The following is a 22,637-nucleotide window of genomic DNA, read 5'->3' as shown; positions in this document are numbered from 1 at the left end:
CGGTCATGGATCAGCGCGAGAAGCCGGGGACGGCGTCAGGCCCGGCCGGCCCGATCAGCCAGGAACCCCACACCGGCAGGTTGGCGCGCGCTTCGCGGTCACCTGGCAGCGGCAATTCGGTATTGCGGGCCAGCGGCTTGACCAGCCGCGGCGTCACGATGATCACCAGTTCCTTGTCCTGGCGCTTGTAGTCCAGGTTGCGGAAGAACGAACCGATGATGGGCAGGTCGCCCAGCAGCGGCAGCTTGTTGACGGTGGAGGCCACGGTGCTGCTGACCAGCCCGCCGATCACGAAGCTTTCGCCATCGCCCAGCTCGACGGTGGTATCGGCACGCCGGGTACTGATCGAAGGCACCTGCACGCCGTTGAGGGTCAGTGCGTTGCTGTAGTCCAGGTCGCTCGCTTCGGGCGCCACCTTCAAGGCGATGCGGTCGGCCGACAGCACCGTCGGCGATACCGTCAAGCCGATGCCGAACGGCTTGTAGGTGATGGTGGTGGTACCGAGTCCCTGCGGTTCCAGCAATGGCAGCTCACCGCCGGCCAGGAAGCTGGCGCTCTGGCCGGACAGTGCGACCAGGGTCGGTTCTGCCAGCACGCGCGCCATGCCATTGCTCTGCAGCAGGTCGATGTCGGCGCTCCACAGGTCCTTGCTGGAGCCGAACACCAGCCTGAACGCCGATTGCAGCGGGGTGCTGCCGCTGTCCCCATCGCCGCTGGCCACGCCACCCGGGCGCGCGATGCCGTATGAGAAGCCGCCGTTCTGGTTCTGGAAGTTGATCCCGATCTGGCGCAGTACGCTGCGGTTGAACTCCACCACTTTCACTTCCACCTGGACCACGCCGCCGATGCCCACGGTGGATACATCGGCAACCCGGCCGTCAGCACCGGTTGCCGCCTCGGCGGCCTTGCGCGCTTGCGCATGATCCAGCAGTGACGGGCTGCTGCCGCTGAGCAGGGCGTCGTTGCCCTGCACGGTCAACGCGGTTCCGCCTTCGATGGCCAGGCCGCCCTGTACCGCACTGCGCACGTCCACCTGCAGACGTTGCGGTTCGGACTGGCCGCGCTGCCACAACAGCAGGGTGGTGGTGCCCGGCGCCTTGCCGACCAGCAGCGCCTGGCGGTTGCCGCGCAGCATCACCACGTCGGCGACGCCGGGGTCGGCGATGGCCACCCGTTCCAGGTTGGCCGGCAGCGTCCACGGGCGCTGTTCGCGGGTCTGCAGGACGAAATCCGGCTGTGCCTGGGCCTGCAGCCCGGGGGGGCAGGCCAGTGCCACGGCCAGCAGGGCCAGCAGCAGCGGTCGGCGGAACAGGCGAGGGGTGCAGCGATACGTCATGGTCGGTCTCGTCTCGTTCAGGGGGTGCCGCTACCGCGGATGATTTCAATGCCGGCCGGTGCGCGCGGGGCGCTGCTGCGGCGTGCCGGTACGGCGGTGGCTGCCACCGGCGGCGCTGCACGCACGCTGTTGCGGCCTGCCAGTTCATCGCCGTCCAGCCCGGCGTAGGCATCGTTTTCCGGTTGCGCCAGCGCGGCGGCGCGCTCGCCCTCCAGGCCACGTGCCGCGGCCAGGACCGGCCGGGGCAGGGGGAACAGCGAGGGGTCGGCGATGCCGGTATCGGAAGGATTGCGCAGGGCCAGGAACAACTTGCCCTGCTGCGCGCCGAGCAGCAGGCGGTTGGCATCGGCGACCGGCACGGCCAGCACCGCGCTACGCGCCGGCGCCTCCGGTGTGCCTGACGACGACGCGCTGCCGGCCGCGCTGGCGCCGCGGATGTCGGCTGCACGCGGATCGCCTTCCGTGCTGGCGGTGGCCCCGGCTTCGCTTTGTGGCGATGGCTGCGGCGGACGCAGATCGTGTGCGCCGTAGCTCAGCACCCGCAGCCGCGACAACAGCAGCCGTGCCTGCGCGGCCTCCTGTTCACCGTAGCCCTGGCTGCCCTTCAGGTTGAGGAACACATCGACGAAATCGCCGGGCAGGATCCGGTTGCCGGCGGCTGCCAGTTCATCCACCGGCACCGCCAGCGCGCGCTCGCCCGGACGCAGCTGCAGCGAGAAACCCTGCGCCAACAGGCCCTGCTGCAGCACCGTGCCTTCGGGTACGTCCTGGGTCGGTACCAGCCCGACCACGCTGACCACGTCCAGGTACGCACCTGCCGGTGGCTGCGGGCGGCGGGCCATGCGCACCTGGCCTGGCTCGATCGGCACGCCTGCGGCCAGGCGGCCGCCGGCCTCCACCACCATGACGCCCTGCGGTGTTTCGCTGGCGGCGAGGGCGGGCGCGGCAGTGGGTGCCTGCGTTGTCGCGGCACGACGGCCGATCACGAAGGCGACCACGGCCAGCAGTACGGCGAGGGCGATCAAGGCGATGGCGGCGATGCGGGTGAACCTGAGCATGGAACGTCTCCTTGCGCCTTTCAGTTGCTGCCCAGGTCGAGCTGGGCGACGGCGGTGCTGCTGATGGGTCGGTCCAGCACCCAGCCGTACAAATGGCCGGTGCCTGGAAGAAACGGGGTGGCGCGGTAATCGAAGCTCACCGACACCTGCATGCACTGCGCATCTGCCAACCCGGAACAGGGCGCCGCCGAGGAGACCACGATCGGTGCGCTGCTGGCGCTGCTGCAGTCCGGTGTCTGCGCGGCATAGGTCAGCAGCCATTGCATGGAGCGCCGCGCCGCTTCGCAGGCCGCCACCCGGCGCTGGTCCAGCGGGGCGAAGCGCAGCGATGCGCGCGCGCCCTCCGACGAGGCGGTGGCCAGGGTCTGCTGCACCGCCATCAGCATCACGCCGGTGTAGGTGAGCAGCAGCAGTGGGATCACCCCGAACATGAGCATGAAGGCGTATTCGATGGTGACGACGCCGCGTTGTGATTTTCGCGGACGCAGGCTGAGACGTGTCATTGCGCACCCCCGAGCAGGGTCCAGCCGATCCAGCAGATGCTGGTCAGGCCCAGATAGGCGGCATAGGGAATGCCTTGCCGGCCACCGCGTGCCTGTTGCAGCTGATGCAGCGCAGGGGCCAGTGCGCGGTGTTGGGCGGCGTTGTGCTGCAGCAGTGTCAGCCGCAGCGGGAGATACAGGCGCAGGCTGCGCCAGCTGTACACCGCCACCGCGTGCACACCGGCCAGCAGGCTGGCGCCGATCCACACCGGCAGCAGTGCCTGCCAGCCGAGCAGGAAACCGAGCACGGCGAAGAATTTGACGTCACCGGCGCCCATCCAGCGCATGACGTAGAAGGGAAGCAGGCTGCACAGGCCCAGCAGCAGCCCGGCAGCGTGTGGCGCGATGCTGGCGATGCCCTGATGCATGGCCAGCCAGGCAAGCAGCAGCGCGCCCAGCAGCAGTGCGCCCAGCAGCCAGCGGTTGGGTACGCGTCGTGCGTACAGATCGCTGGCGATGACCCGCATGCTCAACGTGGTTGCCAGCATAGCGAACAGCAACATGTGGCCTCCCTTTCCCTGGAAACGATGCAACCTGCGGCAATCCGCCGCCCATCGCTGGAGGCCGGGGCCTGCAGCGACCAGGACCGTCCCGCGACGGTATCAGCCGGGCGGCGGACTGCCGTTGGACGCGGTGGTCAGGAAACCGGTCAGCGTGGTGAAAAGCGTGGTGAAGAAGGTGCGGATCTGCGGGCCGGCAACGGCAACCAGCACGCCTGCGACCATCGCCGCGAGCAGGCCATATTCGAGCGCGGTGACGCCGTCTTCTTCTTTCAGGAACTTGCGGATGGATGCATTCATGACGGTTTTCTCCTTTTACCTGTCAACGGTTGCATGGGGCTCCTTTTGATTAACCGGACGGGTCCGGGGTGATAATCAAAGGCCATGCGAGGGCGCGGCCAACATAATGTGGCCGTGAATACGGGTGGCAGGTTTCAGGAGCCAGAAGCGCGATGACGCCAAACGCGCCGTCGCCTCTCTCAATAGTGAGATGTACGTCACATCATCACGTTTCCCTCTGGGTAGCCAGATGTCCCCCAGCCAACCACCGTGTTGCTACTGTGCCGTAGTTTCACCCGGTGACCACATCAATCGATACGCAAATTCGGCACAAATGCGAAATCTCCCGGCCTGCAATGGCCGTGCCCGTAATTAAATACGTTTGGATCGTAATAAATCCCGTGGCGCGGCCGCGGAGCGACGGAAATTTGACGCCTGGTGGTTGGCAGTTAATCCTTGCGCGGCCACGCAGTTTACGAATGTATACGGCCACAGATAATCAGGCATACTCGACCCCGAGAAAAAAGGCGGCGCTGCAGCGGTCGCACGGTTGCGGTCAGCACGGCTCGTCGTACGGACCTTGGAAAGGGGGGTATCACTGTCATGGCAGATGGTGTGGGAAGCGAGAGCACGGATGGGCTGAGGCCGATGGACCTGGCCACGCTGGGCAACGTGCTGCGCGTTTGTGAGGTGGAACTGGTGTTGCTGGATGGCAACGGGCCGCGCGCAGCGGTGGACGCACGGGTACAGGATGAAGCGTTGTTCTGCCATGCGGTCACCGGCTTCCAGGCACGTGGCCGGTTCATGCTGCCCACCGACTGGGCCCTGCTGGGGTACGTGCATGCCTCGGACCCGGCATTGAGCTGGTGCCACGGTGTTCCGCTGACCGCGGGCACGGTGTTGACCGTGCTGCCGGAAGGCATCAGTGAATTCGCCCTCGGCGCGGGCACGCGACTTACCCTTGTACTGGTCTCGGCGGCACGGCTGCAGCGCAAGCTCTCCGAGCTCAGCCTGCGCAGCATGCCGCCGTCCGGCCAAGCGCTGAATCTGTTTTCGATTGCCGACAATTCCCTGCTCGCCAACCACTACCGCCACCTGCAGGATGCACTGGCGGCAGGCAACGCTGCGGCGATGGCAGCCGAGGGCAGCGAGCGACTGCTGCACGAGCACGTGCAGGCACTGCTGGCGGCCGGACCGGGCGAACAGGCGATGAACACCCGTGCGCGGCGCACCCACTACCTGATCGTGCAACGGGCAGAGAACTTCATGCGCCTCAACCTGCGGCGCAATATCTACATGAACGAGATCTGTGACGCGGCGGGGGTCAGTGAGCGTGGCCTGCGCTATGCGTTCGAGGATCTGTTCGGGATCTCGCCCAACCGCTACCTGTCGATGCTGCGCCTGTGCGCGGCGTGCCGTGGATTGTCGATGGCCGATGGCGGTCGACGTTCGGTCAAGGCGATCGCGCTGAGCTGCGGCCTGTGGGATCTTTCGCGCTTCGCCGACAACTATCGCAAGGTGTTCGGCGAGCTGCCACGAGACACGTTGATGCGCGCACCCGGTGCGCCAGGGATCGTCGGGCAACCTGCCTGATACCTGTGCGGGACGCGCGCAGGACCCGCTTGCCGAATTGGTGCATCGCGCTGCCGAATCTGGTCGAGGCCTTGCCGGAATGCGCGCTTGCCCTGCCGGAATGAAGTGCCCCGCCTTCATTGCACGCGCTCAAATAGGAGTCACCTGCCAGCAGGCAGATCTCTGACTCACAAAGCGTCGTCCACGGGGGACTAAACTCATGAATCGTATTTTCCGCTTGGTGTGGAGCAGGCAGCTGCGCGCCATGGTCGTGGCCTCTGAACTGGCCACCGGCGCCCACGGCGCCTCCTCGCTCATCGATCAACGTGCCGCGCTGCCGGCGCCGGCGATGCTGGCCGTTGCCCTGGCGCTTGCGTTGTGCGCCGGTACCGCAACCGCTTCGGAGAACAACCAGACCCTGCGCGACCTGCAGGCACTTGCGGCCAAGTACACCCAGCAGGCCCCGGTCAAGGTGGATGCTGACGTAGCGCTGGCCGCCATCGTCGGCCAGCCTGCGGGCAATGCGTTGGCCAACGTCGATGCCAGCGTTTCGCCGGGAGTTGCCAGCCGCCTGCCGGTGGTCCGTCATGTGCTGCCCGCGAAGGTGGAAGTCGCGGCTGCGGTGCGCACGCCGAACGTCGCAGCGCCGGCACCGGCCGTCGCCGCGCAGCTTGGCGTCAAGGCGGATATCGGCGCGGTGGATGCGCCTTCTAGCACGCTTGCTGCGATCAACGCCTCGGTCGATGCCGGCATCGCCGTCGCACCGACCCCGGCCGCGCTGGTGCAGGCAAAGCTGGCTACCGCAGTGGACGCCGAGGTTGCAGGCACCGACGCACTGGATGCGAAGGTTGCTGCCGAGGCCGCCGTCCGCCTTGCCGCGAAGGACGAAGAGCTGGTCGCCACCGATGCCGTGGTCAGCGCCGCCCTGGATACCGGCGTGGCCGGTGGCGTGGGCGTGGAGGGTGAAGCCCACCTGCTGGCGGTGGCTGACCGCAATCCGAAGCTGGCCACGCAGGCGACCGCCGCCGCGCAGGCCAGCGGGCTCAACCTGGGCAGCGTGGTCGGGGGAGTCGGGTCGCTGCTGGATGGCGTCGGCGACGCGGTCGGCGGTCTGGTCCAGGGCGACCTGGGCGGAGTCGTCGGTGGGGTCGTGGGGGGCGTAGGTGGACTGGTGGGCGGGGTGACCGATGGTCTCGGCCTGTCCTCGCCGTCTGCCATTCCGCCGACCAGCCCCAAGGCGCCGCGCCCGGCCGATCCCAATTCCGGCCTGATCATCGGCAGCGGTGGCCTGGTCGGCACCCTGTCCACGCTGGTCGGGCCGACCGCGCAGGGTCTGCTCGGCGGCGATGGCTATGTCCGCAACGGTAATCTGGCCGTCAACAGTGCCAACGTGCAGCAGGCCTATTCGGTCACCAACGTGCTCGGCCTGCCGGTGGTCAACCTGACCCCGGTCGGCACGCTGCTCAATGGACTGGGCGGCGCCACCACCGGCGGCAGCTCGCACCTGACCCTGATCGGCGGAGTGACCTCGGACAGCTACATCTACAACATCAACAATGGCGACCCCAATGGCCTGCTCGGCCTGGTGCTGCCGGGCCAGGCGCCGGACTGGGCCGCCTCGTGCCTGGATGTGCTGGGGGTGGTGTCGATCGACTGCTGGGCGGTCAACCCGGCCCAGGACTACCAGGTGCTGATGGGCGATGGCGCGTATGCGAATGGCTCGCGTGAAGTGGTGATCGGCGCCAACGCCAGCCACCGGCTGCCGCTGCAGGATGCCAACCTCGCGTTCCCGGGCAATGGAGTGAACGACCCGACCGATCCCACCGGCGTGCCGACGGCGGACTACGCCGCGCGCATGGGCCATTCGGTGATCGTCGGTGACAGCGCCAGCGGCACCGCCAACGGCCAGGTGCTGCTGGGTGCCGAAGCCACCTCCGACAAGGCCAACAGCGTGGCGCTGGGCTACCGTTCCAGCGCGCTGCGTGGCGCACAGGCCAGCTACAACGCGTATGGCCTGGACACCGCGCAGGTATCCAGCGGCGAAGTGTCGGTGGGCTTTGCTGGCGGAGAGCGGCAGATCAGCAACGTGGCCGCCGGCAGCCTGGGCACCGATGCGGTCAACGTCGCGCAGTTGCAGGGTGCGGTCGAGCTGATCAACGACGTCGGTGTGATGGCCATCACCTACGACGACGATGGCACCGGCGCGCCGGACTACCGTCGTGCCACCCTGGGCGGAGGCACCGGCACCACCACGCTGGCCAACGTGGCCGATGGCGTGGACGCCAACGATGCGGTCAACGTAGGTCAACTGCAGGCGGTGGAGCAGGGCGCGGTGCGCTACGACGTGGCCGCCGACGGCAGCATCGACTACCGCAATGCCACGCTGGGCAACGGCAGTGGCACCACCCGGCTGGGCAACCTGAGCAACGGCCTGGTCGCGGCAGGCAGCACCGAGGCGATCACCGGCGCCCAGTTGCTGTCAACCAATGAAGCACTGGTGGCCTATTTCGGTGGCACCACCGCGTTCGATCCGGCCACCGCGCTGTTCACCGCCCCGGCCTTCGCGATCACCTCGGTCGCGGCCGACGGCGTGCTGGCCCCGGGCGTGTATGACAACGCCAGCGATGCCTTCGCGGCGGTGGACGGCTCGCTGGTCAACCTCAACACCCAGATCAACGACATCCGCACCGGTGAAGCGTCGCGCTTCTTCAAGGTCAACTCGACGGGCGTGGATGCTGCTGCCAGCGGCCTTGAATCGGTCGCCATCGGTGGCGGCGCCAGTGCCACGGCGGCCAACGCGGTGGCGATCGGCTCGGGCAGCATCGCCGATCGGGATGGCACGGTGTCCATCGGCGCCGCCGGTGCCGAACGCCAGCTGGCCAACGTCGCCGATGCGACGGCCGCCACCGATGCGGTGAACCTGGGCCAGCTGCAGGCCTCCGAACAAGGGGCGCTGCGCTATGACATCGCCGCCGATGGCAGCGTGGATTACAGCAGCGCCACGCTGGGTGATGGCGCCACCGCGACCACGCTGAGCAACCTGGCAGCGGGCGAGGTATCGGCCACCAGCAGTGAAGCGATCAACGGTGCGCAGCTGTTCGCGAGCAGCCAGTCGGTGGCCACCCATCTCGGTGGCGGCGCTGGCGTGGATGCAAGCGGTACGGTCACTGCACCGACCTATACGCTCAACAACGTCGCCGTGGATGGCAGCGTCAGCAGCGGTGACTACAACGACGTAGGCACTGCCTTCGATGCCGTCAGCACCTCGCTGGCCAATGTCGCTGACAAGACCGATACGGTGGACCGCCTGGCGGTGAAGTACGACGCCGATGTGGCGGGCAACGCGAGCAACCGCATCACCTTGGCCGGCGATGGCAGCGGCACTGCGGTGGTGCTGGACAACCTGGCCGATGGCAGCGTGACCGCGGGCAGCCGCCAGGCGGTCACCGGCAACCAGCTGTCGGCGACCAACCAGACCGTGGCGAACTATTTCGGAGGTACCACGATGTATGACGGCGGAAGCAACATCTGGACCGCGCCGACCTTCCGGATCTCATCCATCGCCACCGATGGCACGGTGACCGGCAACGACTACGGCAATGTCACCGTTGCGTTCTCGGCGGTGGATTCCTCGCTGCTGAACATCAACCAGCGCATCGACAATATCGCCGGTGGCAACCCGTTCCTGGCGGTGAATTCGGCCAAGGCCGGCGCCACAGCCAGTGGTACCGACGCGGTGGCGGTCGGTCCTGAAGCCAGCGCAGCCGGTGCGGCCAGCGTGGCGATCGGCGATGGCGCCGATGCATCGGCCGACAACAGCGTGGCGCTGGGTGCAGGCTCGGTCGCCGATACCGGCGCGCAGGCCGCTTATACCGGCGCCTACGGCCAGGCCGGGGCCAGCAACTCGGCAGGCGAAGTGTCGGTGGGCAGCAGCGGTGGCGAGCGCAAGGTCACCCATGTGGCAGATGGGTCAGAGCGCTATGACGCGGTCAATGTCGGCCAGCTGCAGAACGGGGTGAACTACGCCATCGACGAATCCAAGAGCTACACCGACCAGCAGATCAACAACATCAACAACGGCACCTCGGGCATGTTCCAGGTGAACAACTCGCAGGGCCTGGCCAATCCATCGGCCAGCGGGGCAAACGCGGCCGCCGGCGGTGCCGGTTCCAGTGCAGCCGGTGCCAATGCCACCGCGCTGGGCAACGGCGCACAGGCACAGGCCGACAACACGGTGGCATTGGGTGCCGGCTCGGTCGCCGACCGTGCCAACACGGTGTCGGTGGGCAGCGTCGGTGCCGAGAGGCAGATCGCCAACGTGGCCGATGGCAGCCAGGCCACCGATGCGGTCAATGTCCGCCAGCTGCAGGCCTCGCAGCAGGGAACGCTGCGCTATGACAACAACACCAACGGCACCACCAACTTCAGCAGCGTGACGCTGGGGCAGGCGGGCAGTGGGCCGACCCAGGTACGCAATGTCGCCGCCGGTACCGCCGGCACCGACGCGGTCAATGTCGACCAGCTGCGCAGCGGCATGGCGCAGACCCTGGACTGGTCCAAGGCCTATACCGATGAGCGCATGGACAGCTTCGATCGCAACCTGAAGCGCACCGATGACCGCGCTTCGGCCGGTATCGCCTCGGCGATGGCGGTGGCCTCCCTGCCACAGCCCAGCGAAGCCGGTCGCAGCATGGCGTCGTTCGCGGCGGGCAGCTTCAACGGCGAATCGGGCATGGCGGTCGGTCTTTCCGGCGTCTCCGATGGCGGGCGCTGGATCTACAAGTTCAGCGGTTCGACCAACACCCGCGGTGATGGCGGGGTGGCTGTAGGTGCCGGCATCCAGTGGTAAGCACGCCGGACGGGCCGGTGAGATGCCGGCCCGTCCTGGCTCCAGCAATGACAGGGGGAACCTGATGGACACGACGAATACGCATTACAGGGCGCTGCGCGGCGTGCTGCTGCCCGCCCTGATGGCCTGCATCACGCTGGCCGGCTGCCGCAGCCATGGCGCGGCGGGTGAGGCGCCGGTTGCCGGCAGCACCGCTGGCGAAGCAGTGAGCTTCCCGGAGCCCGGCAAGGCCTCGCTGAAGGAAGGTGTGTTCGCCGACCCGGCCGACCTGCGCCGCTTCGCACCGGGCATGAGCAAGCGCCAGCTGTACGCGTTGCTGGGCACACCGCACTTCAACGAAGGCATGTGGGGCGTGCGTGAGTGGAACTACCTGCTCAACTTCCGCACCCCGCAGCGCAGTGAGTACTTCACCTGCCAGTTCCAGGTGCGGTTCGATGGCAAGGGCGTCGCCCAGGGCGGCTACTGGAAGCCGCAGTCGTGCGCGGCGCTGGTGGAACCGCCGCCGCCAGCCACCGCTGAAGTGCCCGCCGCGTTACCGCCGGAGCCGCTGCGGCTGTCCGCTGATGCCCTGTTCGCCTTCGACAGCGCCGAACTGAGCGCCGCCGGCCGCCGTGCGGTGGACGGGCTGCTCGGCCAGGTACAGCGGGCCAGCGAGGTACAGCGGATCGAGGTGGTCGGTTACACCGATCGCATCGGTAGCGCGTCCTACAACCAGGCGCTGTCCATGCGTCGTGCCGAAGCCGTGCGCAGCGCACTGGTGGAAGGCGGAGTGGCCAGCGGGGCGATCCGTGCCGAAGGTCGCGGCGATGCCGAGCCACTGGTGCAGTGCGATCAGCGCAGCCAGCCGGCATTGATCGCCTGCCTTGCGCCCAACCGCCGGGTGCAGATATCCGGGCGTGCCCGGATCGACTGACCGCTTCTTCTCGTGGGCGGCCTGCGCGCCGGCCCACCTCCCGTGTCCCCCTGGTTCCCCGGCACGCGCGGCAGCGTCTCCCCCGTCCAGCCCGCGCGTGCCGGTGAACCAGTTCTCTCCAGACAGGATCGCATGAACGCCCAACTGGCGATGAAGACCTACACCACGATCAGTCTGTATGGACAGCTCGGCAACCATGCCGTGGTGCGTCTGCCGGGGCGCCGCCATCCTGGCCTGATCGTGCAGTCCGACACCGTGGCCGGCTTCATCGCGCAGTTGCAGGAGGCGCAGGTATCGCTGCGCGCTGGCCGCCTTCCGCGCGCCGATGCGGAAATGGACCTGCTGATCGAGGTGCTGCAGGACTGGTATGCGCAGATCGAAGAACGCCTGGCCGATGCCGGCGAGGCGATGGGCTGAATCCAGTCGCCCGTGGCTGCGGTGCTAAAATGCGCGCTGATTTCCGTTGCCGCGAGACCGCCATGAGCCCTGTTGCCTTCTATCCCGTGGGAACCCCCGGCCAGCCTTGGGGCGAGGCCGAGCGCACGCAGTGGCGGGCACGGCAGCAGCGGCTGCGTCGTTTCGAGCAGGACGTGTTGCCGCGCATCGATGCGCTCGCGGGTTCCTTTGAGCCGGTGCAGTACGGTGCGCTGGACTACGCCGGCGAGACCTACCCGCTGCTGGCCCTGCGCAGCCCCGGCTGGAATCCGGCGCTGCCGGCGGCACTGGTGACCGGCGGCGTGCACGGCTATGAGACCAGCGGCGTGATGGGCGCGTTGGAGTTTCTGGAACTGCATGCCGCCGCCTATGCAGGGCGCATCAACCTGCTGGTGGTGCCGTGCGTGAACCCGTGGGGCTATGAGCGCATCAACCGCTGGAACTACGATGCCATCGACCCGAACCGCAACTTCCGCGAGGGCGGTCCGGCACGTGAGTCCACCGCGCTGATCGAGCTGGTGGCGCCGTTGAAGTCACAGTTCGTGCTGCACATCGACCTGCACGAGACTACCGACAGCGACGAGAGCGAGTTCCGTCCGGCGGTGGCTGCACGCGACGGCAAGCCGTTCGAGCCGGGCCTGATTCCGGATGGCTTCTATCTGGTGGATGACACCGAAAACCCGCAGCCGGCGTTCCAGCAGGCGGTGGTAACGGCGGTGGAGCAGGTGACCCATATCGCACCGGCCGACGAGGCCGGGGAGATCATCGGGTCGAAGGTGGTCTCGCACGGGGTGATCGAGTACCCGCTGGTGGCGCTGGGCCTGTGTGCCGGCATCACCGGGGCCCGCTACACCACCACCACCGAGGTCTACCCGGACAGCCCGCGCGCCACCCCGGCGCAGTGCAACCAGGCCCAGGTCGTGGCGGTGACCGCTGCGCTGGATTACGTATTGGCTGCTGTTTGACGTAATCGACTGTCGCCTTCCGCCAGAAATCACGCTAAATGCCTGGTTTCTGGTGGCCTTCATCACGAATCGATGGTGGGTCCGTCATGATGGTACGGATACCCCTTGATTCGGAGCAGGTCGCTTTTCATGGAAGCCCTGGAGCCTCAACAAACCCCGGTGCGGACGCTGCGGCCCGTCTTTGCCATCGCCTCGCTCATCGTCGTGGCGTTCGCCGTATTCGTCAGCGTCTACCCGCTGGGTGCCGGGCGGATGCTCATGCAGGCGCAGGACTGGGCCTCGTCCAACGTGGGTTGGTACTACCTGCTGGCGATGACGCTGTACCTGGTATTCGTGGTGGTCGCCGCGCTGTCGCCGTATGGCAGCATCAAGCTGGGCGCCGACCACGACGAGCCGGAGTTCAGTTATCTGTCCTGGGCGGGCATGCTGTTCGCCGCCGGCATCAGCATCACCCTGTTCTTCTTCTGCGTGTCCGAACCGCTGACCCACTTCATGCAGCCGCCGCAGGGTGACCCGGCGGCAGGCGAAGCCGGGGCGCGCCAGGCCATGCAGCTGTTGTTCCTGCACTGGGGCCTGCACGGCTGGGGCGTGTTCGCGCTGGCGGCGATGGCGATGGCCTACTTCGCCTACCGGCACAACCTGCCGCTGGCGCTGCGTTCAGCCCTTTACCCGCTGATCGGCAACCGCATCAACGGACCGATCGGCTATACCGTGGATGCCCTCGGCATCGTCGCCACCGTGTTCGGCCTGGGCGCGGACATGGGCTTTGGCGTGCTGCATCTCAACGCCGGCCTGGCCAATCTGTTCAACGTGCCGCACACCCACGGCGTGCAGATCACGCTGATCGTGCTGATGATGGGCGCGGCGGTGGCGGTGGCGGTGACCGGCGTGGAAAAGGGCGTGCGCTGGATGTCCAACATCAACATGCTGCTGGCCATCGCGCTGGTGCTGTTCATGCTGTTCGCCGGCCCTACCCAGTACCTGCTGGGCACGCTGATGCAGAACGCCGGTGACTACCTGGGCAGCGTGGTGGGCAAGAGTTTCGATGTCTATGCCTACGGCGGGAAGCCGGGCTGGATGGGCAGCTGGACGGTGTTCTACTGGGCCTGGTGGATTGGCTGGTCGCCGTTCGTGGGGCTGTTCATCGCGCGCATCTCGCGCGGCCGCACCATCCGCCAGTTCGTGTTCGGGGTGCTGCTGATCCCGCTGGGGTTCACCCTGGCGTGGCTGTCGATCTTCGGCAACAGCGCACTGGACCAGGTGCTGCACCATGGGCAATCGCAGCTGGCGCAACTGGCCATCGATGACCCTCCCACCGTGTTGTACGCCCTGCTGGAAAGCTATCCGTGGAGCCGGGCGGTGATCGCGGTGACGGTGCTGGTGAGTTTCGTGTTCTTCGTGACCTCGGCCGATTCCGGTGCGGTGGTGCTGTCCACGCTGTCATCGCATGGCGGGGCGCCCGAAGACGACGGTCCGCGCTGGCTGCGGGTGTTCTGGGGCACGGTGACCGCGGTGGTCACCGCCGGGCTGCTGTTGGCCGGCAACATGGATGCGCTGAAATCCGCGGTGGTGCTGGCCTCGCTGCCGTTCTCGGCGGTGCTGCTGCTGATGGCGTGGGGGCTGATGCGGTCCTTTGCCGATGAGTCGCACCGCAAGCGGGCGCTGCAGTACCGGGCCTCGCCATTGGTGGGGGCCAGCCGGCACCACCAGGGCTGGCGCCAGCGGCTGGGGCGGGCGGTCAATTTCCCGGTGCGCGACCAGGTGTACCGGTTCATGGATACCGACGTGAAGCCGGCGATGGAAGCGGTGGCCGAGCAGCTGCGCGGGGATGGCTGGGAGGTTTCCACGCGGCTGGAAGCGGGTGACATGGAGCTGTCGGTCAACCATGGCGAGCAGCAGGATTTCCTGTACCGGGTGATCCTGACCGGTTACCGGGTGCCGTCGTTCGCCTCGCATCAGGCGCGCAACAGCCGCTACTACCGGGCCGAGGTGCATCTGTACGAGGGCAGCCAGGATTACGATCTGGTCGATTACAGCCGCGAGCAGATCATCAACGACATCATCAGCCAGTACGAGCGCCACGTGCAGTTCCTGCACCTGAGTCGCTGATTTCCGGCGCCGCCGGGCCATGCTCGGCGGGACGGCCAGCGGCGGGGTCGGCGGCTGGCGTGGTAGCGCCGAGCCATGCTCGGCGAGCGCAGCGGCAACGGCAGAGGCGTGACGGCCAACGGTCGTCACCCACCAGAGCGGGAGGCGGACGGCCAGCGGCCGTCCCTACCGATGGTCAAGAAACCGTCATACGGGTCGATAGAGAGGCTGTCCGCCCCCTTCCGAGTTCCGTGATGCGTACCGCTTTCCTTTCTTCCCGCTCCACGCGTCCGCCCAGCGTGGCCCGGCGCCTGATGCTCGGCACCGGCCTGCTCGCCCTGGCTTGCTTCGGTTTCACCGCCGTGATCAGTTACTGGCGCAGCAGCGATGCGTTGCTGGACAGCGCGCAGGCCCGCCTGCAGGACCTGGCCGGGCAGGAGGCACAGCGGATCGCGGCCGAGATCGCGGTGGCCGCCGACACCGGCACGGCGCTGGCCAACAGTTTCAGCGTGCAGCGATCGCTGGGCAGCCTGGACCGGACGGCGGCCAACGAAGTCATCCGCGCCCAGCTGCAGGCGCACCCGCAGTGGCTCGGCATGGGCACCTTGTGGGAGCCCGATGCCTTCGATGGCAAGGACGCTGCGTTCGTGGACAGCGAGGGCCATGATGGCAGCGGCCGCTTCATGGCCTGGTGGGCCTGGCAGGACGGTACGCTGGTGCGCGAAGCGCTGCGCGATTACGAAAAGCCCGGTGAAGGTGATTGGAACCTCAAGCCGCGGCAGACGCTCGCCCAGGCCGTGGTGGAACCGTACTACTACCCGGTGGCCGGCAAGGACACCCTGATGACCACCGTGGCCACCCCGATCCTCGAAGACGGGCGCTACCAAGGGGTGATCACGGTCGACTTCACGCTGGCGGCGCTGCAGGCGCGCATCGCGGCGATGCGGCCGATGGAGGTCGGCCACGCCACCCTGCTGTCGCCGGCCGGTTCGGTGATGGCCAGCCGTAATGCGGATGAGGTCGGCAAGCTGCGTGACGATGCCGGTACCCAGGCGATGCTGGCCGCCGTCGCCAAGGGCGAGACGATCGGCAGCCAAGCCCGCTTCAATGGCGAGGAGGAGCTGCAGGTGTTCGTGCCGTTGCGGGTAGGCTCGGCGCCGCAGGTGTTCGCCTTGGGCATCGCGGTGCCGAAGGCGCACGTGATGGCGCAGGCGCGCACGCTGCTGTGGGTGATCGTGGCAGTGGGCCTGTTCTCGGCCGTGCTGCTGAGCGCGGCCTTGTTCGTGCTGCTGCGTGCGCTGGTGCTGAAGCCCTTGGCCGAGGCCGAACGCGTGTCCGCGGCGGTGGCCGAGGGGCGCCTGGACAGCCGTATCAGCGCATCGCGCAATGACGAAGTGGGGCGCCTGTTGACCTCGATGGGGGCGATGCAGGCCCAGCTGCGCGCGGTGATCGCCGCGCAGGCCGACATGGCGCGCCGGCATGACGAAGGGCAGATGAGCTATCGGCTGGATGATGGCGCCTTCCCCGGGGAGTATGGCCGCATGGTGGCTGGCACCAACATGCTGGTGGCTGGGCACGTGGACGTGCAGCGTCGGCTGGTCGAGGTCATGGCCTGCTACGCGGTGGGCGACATGAGCGCGGACATGGAGGAGCTGCCCGGCGAGAAGGCGATGATCAGCGCGGCGATGCGCGACACCAAAGCCAACCTGCAGGCGATCAACGCGCAGATCCTGCAGCTGGCACATGCTGCAGCGGCCGGTGATTTCACCCAGCGCGGTGATGTGGCGCGCTTCACCCACGATTTCCGCAGCATGGTGGAGGGTCTGAACACCCTGATGCATACCACCGATGGCAACCTGGCCGAGCTGTCGCGGCTGCTGCAGGCGATCGCCCGGGGCGACCTTACCGCGCGCATGCAGGGTGATTTCCACGGCGTGTTCGCCCGGATGCGGCGCGATGCCGATACCACGGTGGAGCAGCTGACGCGCATCGTCGGGGGCATCCAGCAGGCCAGCGCGATGATCAACAGTGCGGCAGGCGAGATCGCCGCAGGCAACGAGGACCTGTCGCAGCGTACCGAACAACAGGCGGCCAGCCTGGAAGAAACCGCGGCGTCTATGGAGGAACTGACCTCCACCGTGCGCCAGAATGCCGACCACGCACGCCAGGCCAACCAGCTGGTGCAGGGTACCGCCGCGGTGGCGTCACAAGGAGGGGAGGTGGTCGCGCAGGTGGTGCAGACCATGACCGGTATCGAAGGATCCTCGCGGCGCATCGCCGAGATCATCACGGTGATCGACGGCATCGCGTTCCAGACCAACATCCTGGCGCTGAATGCCGCGGTGGAAGCCGCGCGTGCCGGTGAACAGGGTCGCGGCTTTGCCGTGGTCGCCACCGAAGTACGCGCGCTGGCACAGCGTTCGGCCACTGCCGCGCGCGAGATCAAGGGCCTGATCGATGATTCGGTCGGACAGGTGGAGCAGGGCGCCCAGCTGGTGCGCCAGGCCGGCAGCACCATGCAGGACATCGTCACGTCGGTGCACCGGGTGACGGACATCATGGCCGAGATCTCCGCTGCCTCGCAGGAGCAGAGCGCGGGCATCGAGCAGGTCAGCCAGACCGTGGTGCAGATGGACGAGGCGACCCAGCAGAATGCCGCGCTGGTGGAAGAAGCCAATGCCGCGGCGCGTTCACTGGAAGAGCAGTCGCACGAACTGCAGCAGGCGGTGGCGATCTTCCGCCTGCGCGAGACCTCCACCCGTACGCACCGCGCCGCGCTCACCGCCGAGCCTGCATGAGGTCCCGACGGTAGCGCCGAGCCATGCTCGGCGGAATCCGTCGGGTGTCGTGGAAAAGCGCCGCCGAGCGCGGCCCGGCCCCTGCTCCGAGATGCCGCGTTTACGGACGCAGCAGCACCTTGCCGGTGCGTCCCCCTGCCAGGCTGGCTGCGGCCGCGTCGGCGATCTGCGCGAGCGGATAGACCGCCTGCACCGGCAGCTGCAGGCCACCGGCAGCGGCACGCTCCAACAGCTCGCCTACCAGTCGGCGCTTGTCCTCCACGGCCATCGCCTGGCTGACCTTGCTGCCCCAGAAGCCCTTCACCGTGGCCTGCTTGAAGATCACCTCACCGGAAGGAATCTGCATCGGTTCGCCGGTCATCGAACCGAACGACACCAACGTGCCGCCCTCGCCAAGCAACCCCAGCAGATCGCCGCTGGCGGTGCCGCCGATCGAGTCCACTGCGGCGCTCGCCAGCCGGTCGCCGAGCGCTGTGCGCACCGCCTGCTGCCAGTTGTCGGAGGCGGTGGAGAACACGTGGGTGATGCCCAGTGCTTCCAGTTCGGCGACGCCGTCGTCGCGGCGGACCAGATTGGCGACATTGACCCCGCGTGCGCTGGCCAGCATCGCCAGCGTCTTGCCGACCGCACCGTTCGCGGTGTTCTGCACGATCCAGTCGCCCTTTTCCACGTGCATGAATTCCAGCAGCATCAGCGCGCTGAGTGGCATCGCGATCAGCTGCGCTGCGGTTTCATCGGCGATCACATCCGGCATCGGGATCACCATCCTCACCGGTGCGATGAAGGCTTCGGCCCAGGTGCCATGCACCGAAGCGGCGGCCACCCGCTGGCCTGGCGCGAGTGCTTCCACGCCTTCGCCGAGGGCATCGATGATGCCCAGGCCCTCGCTGCCACCGACGGCCGGAAGGGTCGGCTTGTAACCGTACTGCCCGCGCACCGTCCACAGGTCGTGGTTGTGGATCGGAGCGAGCACGGTGCGGATGCGCACTTCACCCGGACCGGGCTCGGGCAGGTCCGTCTGGCCTTCGGAGAGAACAGAGGTGGGGTCGCCAAAGCTGGCGTGGAGGGCGGCGCGCATGCGGAATCCTGGTGGGGGGGGGAGGCCCACAGGGTGCCACCGCGCGCGGTAACGGCAGGTCAACGGCAACGGCGATGGGGCAGTGGCAGCCGGTGGAGGACGGCCAGCGGCCGTCAGTACCGGGGTCAGCGCTTGCGGCGGAAGGCGGCCGGGGTGCGGGCGCCGACGATGATCATGCGCACCATCGTGGAAATCTCTTCGATCAGCTCGGCATCCTTTTCCGGCGGCTGGTCCATCGCGCTGGCGCCCATCGCGAACACCAGCCGGGTGATCGCCTTGGCAGCCAGCTGCGGGGCATGCAGGCGTACCCCGTCCATCGCGGCCAGCCTGACCAGATCGACCTGCAGCTCGTCTTCGAAGTACTGCAGCTCGCGTTCCACCGCATGCTTGAAGTCATCCGAACCGACCGCGCCCTCGCGCAGCAGCACGTGCAGCAGCTTGTCGTCGGCGCGCAGCTGTTCCATGAAGGTCTCCACCGACACCCAGACCACGCTGGTGGCCGACACCGTGGCACGGCGGCGGGCCTGGCCGATGATGGTGCGCAGCGAGCGCCCGGCCAGGTCGATCAGCGCGATGGACAGTTCGTCCATGTCACGGAACTGGCGGTAGAAACTGTTCGGTGCGATGCCCGCCTCGCGCGCGACTTCACGCAGGCTCAGGGTGGACAGGCTGCGGTGCGGCCCGATCAGCGCCAGCGCCGCGATGATCAGATCCTCGCGGGTCACCGTACGGCGGACCGGCGTGGCGTCTTCGGGCGGAGGCGTGAGAATGGGGGGCATGGGGCAACCGGGTGGACCAAGCGTGAATCATACCTGATCCGGCTGGATATACACCTGTATACACAGCTGTGTGCGCGCACGTATAGTTGGATCCATGAACACTGCCGTCCGCCCTGCCATGGTTGATCGTCCGTCGCTGCTCTCGCCGCATCGCTGGCTGTCGCCCGCGCTTTTTGATTACTGGGCGGGGCAGGTCAACCGCCTGTGGACGCTGCGCCAGCCGCTGGCACGCCTGCTGCGGCGTGAGCCGGCCGGCGAGGGCGCCTGCACCCTGATACTGCGCACCAACCGCCACTGGCGCGGCATGCAGCCGGGCCAGCACGTGACCCTGGGTATTGAAATCAACGGCCGTCTGCTGCATCGCAGCTACAGCCCGACGCTGCTCGGCCGCAACCTGCTGGCGATCACCGTCAAGGCCGTGGATGGCGGCCGGGTCAGCCAGTACCTGGTGTCACAGGCCCGCCGCGGCAGTGTTTTCCACATCGGTGAGGCGTTCGGTGAGTTCTCGGTGCCCACCGCGGCCCCGCTGCTGCTGCTGGCCGCTGGCAGTGGCATCACGCCGATGCGCAGCCTGCTGCGCGCGCTGTCCATGCGCCCGCTCGGTGCACCGGTGGACCTGTATTACTGGGAGCGCGGCCCCGCCGGCTTCAACTTCCGCGAGGAGCTGCTGGCGATGGCGGCAGCCGACCCGCAACTGCAGGTGCGCCTGCTGGCCACGCGCGATGCGCAGGCGCCAGCGGCACGCATCGACCGCGTGGCCTTCGACAGCCTGGGGGATGTGCCGCTGGCGCAGCGCCACGTGCTGGCCTGTGGTCCGGACGGCTTCGTGGCTGCAGCGCGCAACCGCCTGCTGCATCACGTGGCAGGTTTCCAGGCCGAAGCCTTCACGGCGCCTGCGGTGGCTGCCGATGACCAGGGCGAGGTCCAGCTGACCCTGGCACGCAGTGGCCGCACGCTGACCGTGCCACGCGGCAGGGCACTGCTGGACAGCCTGGAAGCCCAAGGGCTCAAGCCGAAGCATGGCTGCCGCATGGGCATCTGCAATACCTGCACCTGCGTGCGCGCCAGTGGCGCCACCCGGCACCTGCGTACTGGCCAGGACCAGGATGAACCGGCGATGCCGGTACGTATCTGCGTGAGTGCCCCGACCACCGACCTGGTTCTGGATCTTTAAAGGAAGCCTTTGCTGATGAGCCGCCCTGATCGTGCCCTGACCCCTGCTGAGCTGAACGCCTTCGGCGCCGAACTGGACGCGATCCGCGACCGGGTCATCGGCGAACTGGGCGCCAAGGACACCCGCTACATTCGTCGCGTCGCCGCCGCCGTGCGCTGGTCCGGCGTGCTCGGCCGCCTGCTGCTGTTCGTTGGCGCGTTCTCGCCGCTGTTCTGGTCGCCGCTGCTGTGGCCGGCGTGCATCGCCGGTACGCTGCTGCTGGCGCTGTCCAAGATCCTGGAAAACATGGAGCTGGGCCACAACGTGATGCACGGGCAGTACGACTGGACCGGCGACCCGAAGCTGGACGGCAACAGCTACGAGTGGGACATCGTGGCCACCAGTGACAACTGGCGCAAGACCCACAACTTCAAGCACCACACCTATACCAACGTGCGCGGCATGGACGATGACATCGGCTACGGCCTGCTGCGCATCTTCCCCGAGCAGCGCTGGCGTCCGTTCTACCTGCTGCAGCCGATCATCGCGCCGGTCTTCGCGCTGCTGTTCCAGTGGGGCGTGGCGATCCAGGACCTGCGCATCGGGCGCTGGCTGAAGGGCCGCATGACCGCCCGCCAGCTGTGGAAGGAGACCCGTCCGGTGGGTGCCAAGATGGCCCGCCAGCTGGGCAAGGACTACCTGCTGTTCCCGGCGCTGGCCGGCCCGTTCTTCCTGCCGGTGATGCTGGGCAACCTGGTGGCCAACGGCATGCGCAACATCTGGACCTACGTGATCATCTTCTGCGGTCATTTCACCGCCGATGCGGAAACCTTCCCAAAGGACTGCCTGCGCAACGAATCGCGCGGTCACTGGTACCTGCGCCAGCTGCGCGGCTCGTCCAACCTCAAGGGCGGCTGGGTGATCAACGTGCTGTCGGGCAACCTGAGCCATCAGATCGAGCACCACTTCTACCCGGACCTGCCGGCCAACCGCTATTCACGCATCGCCGTGGAAGTGAAGGACATCTGCCGCCGCTATGGCCAGCACTATAACACCGGCTCACTGCCGAGCCAGTTCGGCCAGGTCGTCTGGCGCATCCTGCGGCATGCGTTCCCCAGCCGTCCGGCGCGCATGAGCTCCCGCGAGCCGGTGGCGGGCACAGCCTGAACGGCCAGGGCCCGCGCTATGCAAAGCGCGGGCAATCGCTGAGAATTGCACGCATTGCGTTGTTTTCCGTAAAGGCGTGCGAGTGAACGTTGCGGTATCGTCCCCGGTCTCCATCGAGAGCCCATCCCCCTCGCCGCAGCCCTTGCCCGAGTCCCATGTCGCACAGATCGTCGCGGACGTCGGCGGGACCTTCGCCCGCCTGGCCTGGTCGTGCGGCGCTGGGCGCACGCCACGCATCGAGGGTTTCCGGCGCTACCGCTGTGCCGACCATCCGAGCCTGTCCTCCATCCTGGCCGACTTCGCCGGCGAACGTGCAGGGCCTGGTTGTGGCGCGGTAGTGGCCATCGCCGGGCTGCTGCGCGGCGATGTGCTGGTGAACGCGAACCTGCCCTGGCCGGTGGCCGTCGAATCCACGCGCCAGCAGGCAGGATTGCATTCGCTGCAGCTGATCAACGATTTCGAAGCGGTCGCGCTGGCGATCCCGCACGTGCGCGCCGGTGCACTGGTCGCGCTGCATGGCAGCGGCGATCCAACCACGGCGTGGCCGGCGCTGGTGCTCGGGCCTGGTACCGGACTGGGTGCTGCGCTGCGCTTTGCCGATGGCGCGCGTCCGGTGCTGGCCAGTGAAGTCGGTCATTCGGCGCTGTCGGCAGGTACCGCGCTGGAGCTGGACGTGCTGCGCCTGCTGCTGCAGCGCTGGGACCACGTCGACAACGAACGCGTTTTGTCCGGCACCGGCATGCTCAATCTTTACCAGTGTCTGTGCCAACTGCGTGGCGCGAGCGCGCACTGGGACGACACCGAAGCGCTGCTCGCTGCCGCGCACCGGGGCGATGATCCGCTGGCGCTTGAAACCGTCCACATGTTCTGCGGCTGGCTGGGCAGCTTCGTCGGTGACCTGGCGATTGCGTTCGGTGCACGCGCGGTCTACCTCGCCGGCGGGGTCTCGGCGCATATCGCGCCGTTCCTGCCGGACAGCCCGTTCGTGGCACGCTTCCTCAACAAGGGCGTACTGGCCAGCGTGCTGCAGCAGGTGCCGGTGTGGCGGGTTGAACATGGCGAACTGGGCGTACTCGGTGCAGCGGCGTGGAACGCGTCGCTGGCCCGGTAAAACGAGGCCGCCGC

The 22,637-nt window shown here is 67.6% G+C and carries 17 protein-coding genes; 10 read left to right on the top strand and 7 right to left on the bottom strand.

The annotated features are described in order from the left end of the window. Positions 1-10: 10 nt before the first annotated feature. The 5 genes from SOM47_RS11610 to SOM47_RS11590 form a co-directional block, all read right to left on the bottom strand. Positions 11-1,336: a type II and III secretion system protein family protein gene (locus tag SOM47_RS11610; RefSeq protein ID WP_320505627.1), complete on the bottom strand. Its 1,326-nt coding sequence runs from the start codon at positions 1,334-1,336 to the stop codon at positions 11-13. A gap of 17 nt (positions 1,337-1,353) precedes the next feature. Beyond that, positions 1,354-2,394 (bottom strand): Flp pilus assembly protein CpaB, encoded by a 1,041-nt coding sequence (gene cpaB / locus SOM47_RS11605; RefSeq protein WP_320505626.1) that lies wholly within the window; start codon positions 2,392-2,394, stop codon positions 1,354-1,356. 20 nt (positions 2,395-2,414) lie between these two features. Next, the gene (locus SOM47_RS11600; protein WP_320505625.1) at positions 2,415-2,897 is read right to left on the bottom strand and encodes a TadE/TadG family type IV pilus assembly protein; all 483 of its coding nucleotides are present in this window, start codon (positions 2,895-2,897) and stop codon (positions 2,415-2,417) included. After that, a complete protein-coding gene (locus SOM47_RS11595; RefSeq protein WP_320505624.1) occupies positions 2,894-3,439 on the bottom strand; it encodes a prepilin peptidase in 546 nt (181 codons plus the stop codon). The genes SOM47_RS11600 and SOM47_RS11595 overlap by 4 nt, the downstream gene beginning before the upstream one ends. Before the next feature lie 99 nt (positions 3,440-3,538). Next, complete coding sequence (locus SOM47_RS11590; protein WP_042614767.1) at positions 3,539-3,736, bottom strand: Flp family type IVb pilin; 198 nt, start codon at positions 3,734-3,736, stop codon at positions 3,539-3,541. A 582-nt stretch (positions 3,737-4,318) separates the two neighbouring features. Here SOM47_RS11590 and SOM47_RS11585 point away from each other — a divergent pair. The 7 genes from SOM47_RS11585 to SOM47_RS11555 all read left to right on the top strand — a co-directional run bounded on the left by SOM47_RS11585 (position 4,319) and on the right by SOM47_RS11555 (position 17,335). Continuing rightward, complete coding sequence (locus SOM47_RS11585; RefSeq protein ID WP_042614768.1) at positions 4,319-5,308, top strand: helix-turn-helix domain-containing protein; 990 nt, start codon at positions 4,319-4,321, stop codon at positions 5,306-5,308. A gap of 199 nt (positions 5,309-5,507) precedes the next feature. Further along, positions 5,508-10,136, top strand: a complete 4,629-nt coding sequence (locus SOM47_RS11580) for a YadA-like family protein (RefSeq protein ID WP_320505623.1) — start codon at positions 5,508-5,510, stop codon at positions 10,134-10,136. 121 nt (positions 10,137-10,257) lie between these two features. Continuing rightward, positions 10,258-11,049, top strand: a complete 792-nt coding sequence (locus SOM47_RS11575; protein WP_320505657.1) for an OmpA family protein — start codon at positions 10,258-10,260, stop codon at positions 11,047-11,049. 132 nt (positions 11,050-11,181) lie between these two features. Beyond that, positions 11,182-11,466: a DUF6959 family protein gene (locus tag SOM47_RS11570; RefSeq protein ID WP_042613608.1), complete on the top strand. Its 285-nt coding sequence runs from the start codon at positions 11,182-11,184 to the stop codon at positions 11,464-11,466. A gap of 62 nt (positions 11,467-11,528) precedes the next feature. Further along, positions 11,529-12,449 carry a M14 family metallopeptidase gene (locus tag SOM47_RS11565; protein ID WP_320505622.1) on the top strand — a complete coding sequence of 307 codons (921 nt, stop codon included), beginning with the start codon at positions 11,529-11,531 and terminating at the stop codon, positions 12,447-12,449. 129 nt (positions 12,450-12,578) lie between these two features. Continuing rightward, positions 12,579-14,558 (top strand): choline BCCT transporter BetT, encoded by a 1,980-nt coding sequence (locus SOM47_RS11560; RefSeq protein ID WP_042613606.1) that lies wholly within the window; start codon positions 12,579-12,581, stop codon positions 14,556-14,558. 233 nt (positions 14,559-14,791) lie between these two features. Beyond that, the gene (locus tag SOM47_RS11555; RefSeq protein WP_320505621.1) at positions 14,792-17,335 is read left to right on the top strand and encodes a methyl-accepting chemotaxis protein; all 2,544 of its coding nucleotides are present in this window, start codon (positions 14,792-14,794) and stop codon (positions 17,333-17,335) included. 100 nt (positions 17,336-17,435) lie between these two features. Here SOM47_RS11555 and SOM47_RS11550 read toward each other — a convergent pair whose 3' ends face one another. Both SOM47_RS11550 and fabR read right to left on the bottom strand, forming a co-directional pair. Then, the gene (locus SOM47_RS11550; protein ID WP_320505620.1) at positions 17,436-18,413 is read right to left on the bottom strand and encodes a zinc-binding dehydrogenase; all 978 of its coding nucleotides are present in this window, start codon (positions 18,411-18,413) and stop codon (positions 17,436-17,438) included. Between the two features lie 125 nt (positions 18,414-18,538). Continuing rightward, complete coding sequence (gene fabR / locus SOM47_RS11545; RefSeq protein WP_042613603.1) at positions 18,539-19,192, bottom strand: HTH-type transcriptional repressor FabR; 654 nt, start codon at positions 19,190-19,192, stop codon at positions 18,539-18,541. A 94-nt stretch (positions 19,193-19,286) separates the two neighbouring features. On the opposite strand from fabR, the gene SOM47_RS11540 reads away from it, so the two are divergent. From SOM47_RS11540 to SOM47_RS11530, 3 genes are all read left to right on the top strand, one after another. Beyond that, positions 19,287-20,366, top strand: coding sequence for a flavin reductase family protein (locus SOM47_RS11540; RefSeq protein WP_042613602.1), 1,080 nt, complete (start codon positions 19,287-19,289; stop codon positions 20,364-20,366). A gap of 15 nt (positions 20,367-20,381) precedes the next feature. Continuing rightward, a complete protein-coding gene (locus SOM47_RS11535) occupies positions 20,382-21,512 on the top strand; it encodes a fatty acid desaturase family protein (protein WP_042613601.1) in 1,131 nt (376 codons plus the stop codon). A gap of 82 nt (positions 21,513-21,594) precedes the next feature. Then, positions 21,595-22,623, top strand: a complete 1,029-nt coding sequence (locus SOM47_RS11530; protein WP_414715794.1) for a glucokinase — start codon at positions 21,595-21,597, stop codon at positions 22,621-22,623. The last annotated feature ends 14 nt before the right edge of the window (positions 22,624-22,637 follow it).

Origin of the sequence: Stenotrophomonas sp. CFBP8980, from assembly GCF_034046095.1 — a bacterium.
Classification (GTDB): domain Bacteria; phylum Pseudomonadota; class Gammaproteobacteria; order Xanthomonadales; family Xanthomonadaceae; genus Stenotrophomonas; species Stenotrophomonas lacuserhaii.
Note: the sequence above shows the minus strand (reverse complement) of the source record. Positions and strands in the feature narration are given on the sequence as shown.